This window comes from Azospirillum palustre (assembly GCF_002573965.1).
Lineage (GTDB): Bacteria > Pseudomonadota > Alphaproteobacteria > Azospirillales > Azospirillaceae > Azospirillum > Azospirillum palustre.
Map to the genome: position 1 here is coordinate 1 of NZ_PDKW01000007.1, position 658 is coordinate 658.

General features: G+C 66.0%; 1 protein-coding gene. It reads right to left on the bottom strand.

Annotated features, from left to right (window positions below; genetic code table 11):
• The coding region (locus CRT60_RS00035) for an ELWxxDGT repeat protein (protein WP_342210660.1) at window positions 1–580 on the bottom strand (580 nt) is incomplete at its 3' end.
• Window positions 581–658 lie beyond the last annotated feature (78 nt).

Consider the following 658-nt stretch of genomic DNA (forward strand, 5'->3'; position numbering starts at 1 on the left):
GCATTGTGCCTTCCGGGGTTCCGTCGCTGGTCCACAAATCCTCGCCGTGGTTATAGAACAGCCTGTCTCCCACTGCGGTCAGGACCTCCAGGCGCCCGGCCCTTGGGTCCTCGCCAATGCTGCCATCCAGCTTGACCGTGCCCTCATCCGTCCCGTCGCTGACCCAAAGCTGGCCATAGCCGCCGGTCCCGTCCCAGGCGGTCAGGAACAGCCGGTCGCCGACCGCCGTCAGATGCGTGGGCAGGATCGGCAGGGGAACCGGGGGATCGAAGCTGCCGGGGAAGAAATCCTTGACCAGTTCCGTCCCGGCCGCCGTGCCATCCGACCGCCACAGTGCCCTGCCATGCTCGCTGTCGTTGGCGGTGAAGAACAGCTCGTCCCCAACCGCCGTCAGGTTGGAGGGAAAGGACGGCCGTCCGCCGGCATTCACGTCCTTTACCATATGCGTCCCGGCCGCCGTCCCGTCGCTGACCCAAAGCTCTCCTCCATGCTGGCCGTCGTCCGCCTCGAAATAAAGGCGGCCGTCCGCTATGGTCAGGGCCGTGGGTGCCGACGATGCGACGCCTGGATTGAGGTCCATCAGCAGGCGGGTTCCACCCGGTGTTCCGTCGGTGGACCACAATTCACGCCCATGGACGCCGTCGTCGGCGCTGAAATA